Origin of the sequence: Streptomyces sp. WM4235 (assembly GCF_001279725.1) — a bacterium.
Classification (GTDB): Bacteria; Actinomycetota; Actinomycetes; order Streptomycetales; family Streptomycetaceae; genus Streptomyces.
The window spans coordinates 1-262 of sequence record NZ_LGDE01000401.1 but is presented as its reverse complement, the minus strand read 5'-3'; the positions used below and the strand labels follow the sequence as shown (position 1 = coordinate 262).

The following is a 262-nucleotide window of genomic DNA, read 5'->3' as shown; positions in this document are numbered from 1 at the left end:
GGCGTAGCCGGCGCCGGTCTTGACGACGGCGAGCACGGCGATGGCGAAGTCGAGTCCGCGGTCGAGGAGGATGCCGGCCAGGTCCCCTCGGCCCAGGCCGTGTGCGGCCAGGTGGTGGGCGAGGCGGTTGGCTCGGCTGTCGAGTTCCCCGTAGGTGAGTACTCGGCCGCCGAAGAGCACCGCCGGGGCCCCGGGTCGCAGTCGTGCCTGCTCCTCGAAGCGGTCTGGGAGGGTCGCCTCGCCGATCTCCGCACGGGTGCCC

1 protein-coding gene is annotated in these 262 nt (G+C 73.7%); it reads right to left on the bottom strand.

The window, feature by feature from the left end; genetic code table 11:
* Positions 1-262 (bottom strand): AMP-binding protein (locus tag ADK55_RS23615; RefSeq protein WP_159041533.1); only part of this gene is annotated, 262 nt, incomplete at both ends.